Annotated in this window: 7 protein-coding genes; 3 read left to right on the top strand and 4 right to left on the bottom strand. The window is 71.3% G+C overall.

The genetic code is table 11. The features are described 5' to 3' along the window. Positions 1-157: 157 nt before the first annotated feature. On the bottom strand, positions 158-1999 hold the full coding sequence (locus VM840_05220) for a hypothetical protein (protein HVL80975.1): 1842 nt from the start codon (positions 1997-1999) through the stop codon (positions 158-160). 205 nt (positions 2000-2204) lie between these two features. Here VM840_05220 and clpS point away from each other — a divergent pair, with 205 nt between their 5' ends. The 3 genes from clpS to VM840_05205 all read left to right on the top strand — a co-directional run bounded on the left by clpS (position 2205) and on the right by VM840_05205 (position 5334). Beyond that, on the top strand, positions 2205-2504 hold the full coding sequence (gene clpS / locus VM840_05215; GenBank protein HVL80974.1) for an ATP-dependent Clp protease adapter ClpS: 300 nt from the start codon (positions 2205-2207) through the stop codon (positions 2502-2504). Continuing rightward, a complete protein-coding gene (locus tag VM840_05210) occupies positions 2504-2983 on the top strand; it encodes a DUF2017 family protein (GenBank protein ID HVL80973.1) in 480 nt (159 codons plus the stop codon). Before clpS ends, VM840_05210 begins: the two co-directional genes overlap by 1 nt. A 707-nt stretch (positions 2984-3690) precedes the next feature. Beyond that, a complete protein-coding gene (locus tag VM840_05205) occupies positions 3691-5334 on the top strand; it encodes a hypothetical protein (GenBank protein ID HVL80972.1) in 1644 nt (547 codons plus the stop codon). A gap of 10 nt (positions 5335-5344) precedes the next feature. Here VM840_05205 and VM840_05200 read toward each other — a convergent pair whose 3' ends face one another. The 3 genes from VM840_05200 to VM840_05190 all read right to left on the bottom strand — a co-directional run bounded on the left by VM840_05200 (position 5345) and on the right by VM840_05190 (position 7803). Further along, a complete protein-coding gene (locus VM840_05200) occupies positions 5345-6004 on the bottom strand; it encodes a hypothetical protein (GenBank protein ID HVL80971.1) in 660 nt (219 codons plus the stop codon). 66 nt (positions 6005-6070) lie between these two features. Further along, the gene (locus VM840_05195; protein HVL80970.1) at positions 6071-6502 is read right to left on the bottom strand and encodes a hypothetical protein; all 432 of its coding nucleotides are present in this window, start codon (positions 6500-6502) and stop codon (positions 6071-6073) included. Then, a complete protein-coding gene (locus VM840_05190; GenBank protein HVL80969.1) occupies positions 6499-7803 on the bottom strand; it encodes a hypothetical protein in 1305 nt (434 codons plus the stop codon). The genes VM840_05195 and VM840_05190 overlap by 4 nt, the downstream gene beginning before the upstream one ends. Positions 7804-7861 lie beyond the last annotated feature (58 nt).

Here is a 7861-nt window from a genome sequence, read left to right as displayed (position 1 = left end):
CTCCTCCGCCCGCGATAGCCATGCGGGAGGACAACTACCCGCCGCCCCGGCGGGTGGTGGACCCGCTGGACGCGCGGGTCAGGTACGGCGCGGTGGGGCTATGGCTGCTCGCGTGGGCCGGCGCGGTCGTCGCCCGCCGCCGAAGGCGATCGCTCGTCTAGACGAGCCCGAGCGAGATCTCGCCCGGGAGCCCGACGTTCACGGCGACGAGCCACGCTCTGCGTCCGGGCGCCGGAGCCGCGACGGTGTCGCCGTCCTGCACGGGCGCGATCGACGCGTCGTCGCCCACCAGGTACCCGGTCACCGCACGAGCTCCGAGTGCCTCGCCGGCTTCCGCGAGCTCGACGACGCCGGTGCGCGTGACGGCGATCGCCATCATCCCTCCGTCGCGCAGGTGACGCGTGTCCCGCTCCCGGTCCTCGGGCTCCCACGACTGGAGGTGCTCCGCCCAATCCAGGACCGGTCCTGCGCCGAAGGCCGGACCCCACACCAGCGGTGACCTGGTCAGGATCCGCGCTGCGAAGCGGGCCAGGTCCGGGGATAGAGGGCCCGACGCCTGCTCGAGCATCCTCTGCACCGGCCCTTCGTCGCCGCGGGCGACGGGGTCGGCGTTCATGAGGGCGACGAGGCCGTCCAGCCCGTGCGTGGCGTACCAGGTGAGGAAGAACAGGCAGGCGTCGTACGTGTGGGCCTGCGGTCCCGAGGCGGCGGCGGCGTCCTGGGAGTACCACTCTGCCGTGCGGCGGGAGATCGGTCCCGTCTGCTCGTAGCTCTGCACCTTGACCGTGTTGAGGTAGTCGTTGCACGAGTTGCCCTTGAACCGCTCGTCGCTGTGGGCGTAGACGAGGCTGTCCGGCTGGTGGCTGATGTGCGAGTAGGAGTGCAGCGTCTCCTGGAACCTGGTCGTGCCTTCCACGAGAGCGCTCCCCAGCCCCCGCAGGCGTGTGGCCCCCCAGTGGGCGATCTGGAAGTTGTGGAACATCTCGTGTCCGACCACGTTCGAGAAGGCGGTGAGGGAGTCCTGTTCGGCGTAGGTGTATCCGAGCGCGCCTAGGATCTCGACCGTCCGGCTGGACATGTGGATGTTGAACTGATCCTGGATGGCCACGCAGGCGATGCAGTACAGCGACAGGGCGTCGTTGATCGCGAAGACCCCGGTCCTCTGCTCCCAGCTCCCGGTGAGCCCCCACGCGAGGAACTCCTCGTAGTTGGCGGCGGCGGCGTCCCGGGCGTGGCGGACGATGTCCAGCTCGTGCAGCCCGGTATCCGTCACCACGCCGATCGGCGCGTCCCCGTTGCGGACCTGGACCGTGAACCCGTCCGACATCTTCGCTTCCGCGTGCAGCTCGAGGTCGTCGTCCTGCGGGATGAGCGGGCCCTGCAGGGAGAGGGTCGGTCCGCGCCGCAGGAACGTGCGGGACGCACCCGGGAGGGCGGTCAGCGACGAAGCATCGGCCGCGAAGGGGCGGACCGCGATCTGGGTGGCCGTCCAGGTGGCGGCCCGTACGCCGGCGCGGTCGAGGTGCACCGTCCACGAGGCCAGGACACCGTTGCGCTCGCCGTGGGTGACGAGCCGGACGACCCCACCCGGCAGCGCGCTGGCGGTCCGGACCGTCGTCCGCCCGAACCAGGTCTCCCCGGCCAGTGCGGCGAACGCGGACGCGCGGGCGACCGCATCGCCGCGCCGACCCTCGGCGACCCACACGGCGTCGAACGCCTCGACCGGGCACCAGCTCCCCCGCGACGAGACGAGGCGGTGCGTCGCCTCGCTGCCGACCAGGACGGGGTCGGAGACGAGGGCGGTCCGGAATCCGGCGACCGCCTCGACCGCCTCCACGCGCGCATGCTCGGAGACGAGGCCGCGCGCGGCGGCGTGGACATCGGGCCCGACACAACCCCGCAGAGCCGAGGCCGCCGCCGGGGAGACCGGCAGGACGGCGATGACGGCCAGGGCGGCCAGGGGCACGAGGCGGCGCATGAACGGGTTGGTTCGGCGCATGGGTGCATCTTCCTGCCCGGCTCCCGGCTGGGGTCACTCGCACGGTTTCCGGCTCCCGGCTGGGGTCACTCGCACGGCTCCCGGCCGCGCGAGTGACACCGGGCATGGCCCTCGGGAGGCGGCGGTGTCACCTGGACCGCCCCCGGCGCCTCAACCGCCACCGGGCTCCGTGAGGCCTCGCGGAGGCGCGTGGCACGATGGGTGCATGGGCTCCACCGTTGTCACGCCGCAGCGCATCGACGAGACCGGCACCGACCAAGACCGAGCTCCCGACCGTCCGTGGCTGGTGATAGTGCACAACGACCCGGTGAACCTCATGTCGTACGTGACCTGGGTGTTCCAGAAGCTGTTCGGCTACTCGCGCGAGGAGGCCACCAAGCTGATGCTGGACGTCCACCACCGCGGGCGCGCCGTCGTATCGTCCGGCCCGCGTGAGAAGGCGGAGACGGACGTCTTCCGGCTCCACGCCCACGGTCTGTGGGCGACGATGTCGAAGTCCGACTAGTGCCTCGGTTCTCGCGGTCTCCCGGCGGCGTCCGCGTCGAGCTGGACGAGGACGAAGCCGGCCTGCTGCGCCGGCTCGTCGAGGAGATGGTGTCCCTTCTCGAAGCCAACGCCGGCCCCGCCGACCCGGTGGTCGACCGGCTCTTCCCCGCCGCTTACGGGGGGGCGGAACCGGAGGCCGAGCAGGACTTCCGGCGGTACGCCGGATCGGAGCTCGAGCGGCTGAAGCTCGAGGGAGCCCGGCGGACAGCCTCCGATCTCGGGGAGACGGGGCCCGCGTCGCTCACCCTGGACGAGGACGCCGCCTCCGGCTGGCTCGCCCTCCTCACAGACCTGCGACTCGCCATCGGCACCCGTCTCGGCGTCGACGAGGAGAAGATGGCGCGCGACCTCGACCCCCGCGACCCGGAGGCTCCCGCGCTGGGGGTGCTGCACTGGCTGGGGTGGGTCCAGGAGGAGATCCTGCACCACCTGGCCTGAGGACCCGCGCCGAGCGGGAAGGCAGCAGGAACGGGCGCACCCGAGCCCGAACCATGCACCATGCGTCCCCGTCTGCGTCTGTCCGCGCTCGCCGTCGGCATCGCCATGCTGCTGCCGACCACGGCAGACGCCCGCCTCCCGCGCCTGACGGCGACGGCCTCGACGACGCCGCTGGGGTACGTGGCGAACACCTACGTGGCGCTCGGCAACGGACTCGTCGAGCGGACGTGGGAGAGGTCAAGCCTCGTGACCACGTCGATACAGGACAGGCGCGGCGGCAAGCTCTTCCTCTCGGGCCCGGTGGCCGACCTCGCGCTCGTCGTGGACGGGGTCCGGATCGGAAGCGACGCGATGCGGCTGCACAGGGTGACGGCCCACAACGAGCCGGACACGGCCCGGATCGTCTGGGAGCTGCTGATCCCCGGCGTCGCATCGGTAACCCGTACCGTCAAGGTGCGGGCGGGCATCGCCGGCTTCCGCACGGACACCCGGATCGAGTCGCTCGCCCCCGTCGCCATCTCGGGTTACGACCTCGACCGGCTCCCCGCCGGGCCTGCCCCCGCGACGACCGTCCATGCGTTCAGGGCAGGCGCCGACTGGCGCTACGACGACGGATGGCGCCCGGGTGCTATCGGCGACCATCAGCCGGGTCCGTGGCGGGTGTCCGCGTCGGCGCCTGCCGGACGGCCGCTCGAGTCGCATGGGCAGTGGCTGTCCCTCGCCTACCCAACGGGCGGCGTCTGTTCTCGGTCCAGCTCCGCAACAACTACCACTCGACCCGCGGCTACTACGACGGTCGCGTCGCGTCGGCGTCGGTCGACACCTCGCGCGACGTCGTGTACTTCGGGCCGATCGAGGAGAGCGTCCATGTCTCCAACCCCACGCAGGCACCGGCGCGGCACCGGGTTGTGCGTCCCGGCCGTCCCCTCGACCTGGAGCCCGTGTTCACGGGGTTCGGGCTCGACGGTGACGACGAGCCGTGGCAGCACCACCTGTTCTTCCGCTCCCTCACCGGATGGGAGCCGCGGGTGGTCTTCAACACCGACCGCGTGGACGACAACAGGATCTCTACGGGCGTGAAGGACGACGTCGACCACGCGCGCTTCCTGAAGCTGGCTGACGCGGCCGAGCAGATGGGCGTCGAGACCTTCATCTTCGACGACGGGTGGCAGGCGCGGTCCGGGGACTGGTGCCCCGACTCGCCCGGGTGCCCGGAGCCGCGCCGCGGCACGAGCCCGAAGTTCGAGCCGCGCTTCCTCGACGCGGACTGGGTCGCCGTCCGGGAGCGCCTGCGCGGCGATCCCGAGGACCCAGACGACGACATCGACCTCGGCCTGTGGTTCACGCCGATGGAGTTCCATCCCTCGTCCACCGCGTACCGGACGAACCCCCAGTGGGCGTGCGCCCCCGTCGGACACGGCACCGCGGGGCTGAGCATGGTCCAGCCCGACTCCGGGTCGAACGAGGCGGGCCTCGGCGTGTGGAACCCGGAAGCGTGGGGCCTGCACCCGGACACGAACGAACCCGCCCGGCTGATCGACTACATCGAGTCCCGCATCCGCCGCGCCGTCACCCGGTGGGAGGTCAAGCAGTTCAAGTTCGACTTCCTGGTGTGGCTCGACTGCGCCGGGGTGGACAGCGTGGACATGTACGAGTACGCCGACTCCTTCCGGGCCATGCTCGACCGCCTGCGAGGCGACTTCCCCGACGTGGGGTTCGGCGTCGACGAGACCAACGACTACCGCGCGTTCCCCTACTCCCTGTCCTATGGCCCCTCCTGGTTCCAGAACGGCAACCCGGCGACCGAGCAGCTCCTGCACAACGTCTGGAACCTCGCGCCCTACGTGGCGGGGTACGCGCTCGGACAGCACGCGCTCGGGAACCGGACGGACCGCCAGGCCAAGGGGATCGACTACCTCATGGCGGCCGCCCTCCCGAGCCACATGACCTTCTGGCTCAAGATCGACACCGACCTGACGACGGAGGAGCGGAAGCAGGTGAAGGTCTGGACCGACTTCTACAAGCGGCATCGCCGCGAGCTGGCCACGATGACGTACCCGCTCCTCGACGACCCGCTCACCGGCGGCTGGACCGCGCTCCAGCCGTGGAACCGCGACGCGGGCCGGGGCTTCCTGCTCGCCTACCGCCAGACGGGAGCCGGGGACACCCGCGCGATCGCGTTGCGCGGCATCGACGACGGGACGTACCGGCTCACGCGCCACGACCCGGCGAACCAGGAGCAGCCCGTGAGCGAGTTCGGCTCGTTCGACGCGCAGACGCTGCGGGACGGGCTCCCGGTCACCATCTCGCAGCCGAACGGCTACGCGATCATCCGCCTGGAGCGCATCTAGCGGACGTCGGCTACACCGTGGCCCGCACCTCGGGTGTGGCCGAGGCCCCCTGGACCGTCGTCGCCCAGCCCCAACCGCACGCCGTGCACCCCGGCTCCCACGACAGGGACAGCGTCCCGATCCGGGCCTCGATCGTGTACCCCGTGCGGTGCACGAGCACCTCGCCCTGGTACCGGGCCGATGCGCCCGATGCGTCCCACCACGCATTGAAACCGGGGCTCTGGGTGCTCGGGTGCCCGAGCGTCGTCGAGGTGGGCCGGGTGAGGCGGACCGAGACGGGGTGCGCCTGGGTGTCCGTGTCCAGCAGCGACGCCTCGAAGGACACGGTCGTCCCGAGCGGGTCGGACGTGAGCGTGGCCGCCCCTACGTCCTGAGGCGGGAAGTAGATCCAGCCGCGCCGGTCCGCCTCGGCGTCGTACGTGTCCGCGTACCCGGTGGCTCGGAAGGTGCCGGGGGACGCAGGGTCGCCGGCGTCCGCACCGGCCATGAACTCGACGTACAGACGTCCCATCAGGTAGACCACGTCCCCTCGGACGTCCTCCGCCTCGATCCCGCCCTCGACGGCGACGACCTGCCGACGTCCGGCACTCCCGGACACGGACGGCAGCGCGGAGGCCGCCGGGGCGGCCGAGGACACGACGACGAGCAGAGCGACGACGAGCTTGCGCATGGCCCCTCCAGCGTCCGGATCCGATACCCCGTCGACGGGTTCGACGTCGTCGGGGGCCCTCCTGCCCTACCGGGGGTCGACGACGACGAGTGTCCCCGTCATGTACGGGTGGAGGGTGCAGTAGAAGCCGTAGGTCTCCCCAGGCACCGCGTCCGACACGCCGAGGATCTCGTGCGCGCCGCCGGTCTGAAGGACGGGCGTCCAGAACAGCGGGCACAACATCCCCCGCAGCGGGCCGTCGTAATCGGCGCACCAGGGCGCGGACCCTGCGGGGCGCGCTCCCTTGGGCAGCTCCCCTTGGCCGGCCGCCTCGGACGTCGCCACGATGTCGTGCGGGTCGATGTCGGCGTTGAGGTAGGTGGCCGGATGCCCCGCCACGACCACGATCACGGGTGGCGCGTAGACGTGCCCGAAGCTCGTCGCCACCACCGCCTCGGCGGGGGCGGCCGCGAAGATGGCGACGGCCGCCGCTGCGAGAAGGCCGATCGGTCGCCTCACAGCTCGAACACCACCTTGTCCGGGTCCCAGGGGCTCTCCCCCAGACCGGACTCGAGGACGTCCACCTCCGTCCCGACCACCCGCACGTAGGCGTACGACGTGTTGTCGGACTCGTCGGACTCAAGCACCTGTCCGAGAGGGTCGGCGATCGTGCGGACCACGTACCAGCCGTCCCCGTTGGCCCCGAACTCCACGTAGTTCCCGGGACGCTGGTACCGGTACGCGTCACCCCACCCGGCCGACATCCCCAGGCGCGAGTCGCTCCCGGGCGCGCAGTTGCCGGCGGACCCGCTCGTGCCGGCCGGGGCCTGCACGAACCTCTGCCACTCGGCGATGCCCTGGTCGGCCGGGCTGTACCCGAGCTTCTTGCCATCGCCCGCCTTGACCATCTCGCCGGTGGAGCGGTCGGTGACCTTCCAGATGTCGTGGAAGATCACGTCGTCGTAGTGCCAGTGCCCGTGGGTCTTGTGCCACGACCCCGTCCCGGCCGGGCTCGCGAGCGGGGTCTGGTTCGGACGCTGGATGCACTGCGTCATCTGGAACCCGTTCAGCCGGTCCGCCGTCCACCGGATGTCGAACACGCCGTCACCCACGTTGGCCAGGCCGAAGGAGTACCGCAGGCAACGCTGCGCCTCGTCCTCGGCCATCTCGTCCAGCGCGCACGAGAGCGGCGCCTGTCCGGCTGCCTCGAGCGGCGGGTTGGCGTCGTCCGGCGGGAAGAGCCCGTTCAGTGGGTTGGCCGGGGCCACGAACCCGAACTCCCACAGGCGCGTGACGCGCAGGTTGGGAAGCAGACGTCCCTCCGCGTCGGGGGTCGGGACGTGGGGGGCGCTCTCCAACTTGGCGCGCATGCGGAAGTCGGCGTACTCGGCGCTGTAGGGGGCGACGAGCACGGTCCAGCGGCCGACCTCCGGGTTGGGGCGCCGGACCTCGATGCTGTAGCGGTTTGAGTTGTTCTGGGTGACCGACGCCCCCGAGGGGGAGATCACCGTCAACTCGAAACCGTCGTCGCGCATCGGGGTGTCCAGGGCGATCCGGAGCATGGCTCCCGGCTCCCGGACGTCGATCCGGTACTGATAGCAGGGCTCGGCGACCTCGCATCGGGGAGCGACCGGGATGCTGGGCACGACGGGCGCGCTGTAGATCGGGTCGTAACCGACCGACCCCCCGTCCCAGAAGAGCGTCGAGTCGGACGTGAGGGATCCGACGAGGATGGGCGGGTTGTGCGCGCGCGCCGGGCCGGTGACGGCCAGAGACGACAGCAAGACGGCGGCCGAGATCGCGATCCGCAGGTGGCGCAACACATCCCTCCCTCGTCGGGTTCCCCGATGGGGGGTTCTACGTCGGGCTCGGAACCCC

The organism is Actinomycetota bacterium (assembly GCA_035540895.1).
Classification (GTDB): domain Bacteria; phylum Actinomycetota; class JAICYB01; order JAICYB01; family JAICYB01; genus DATLFR01.
Note: the sequence above shows the minus strand (reverse complement) of the source record. Positions and strands in the feature narration are given on the sequence as shown.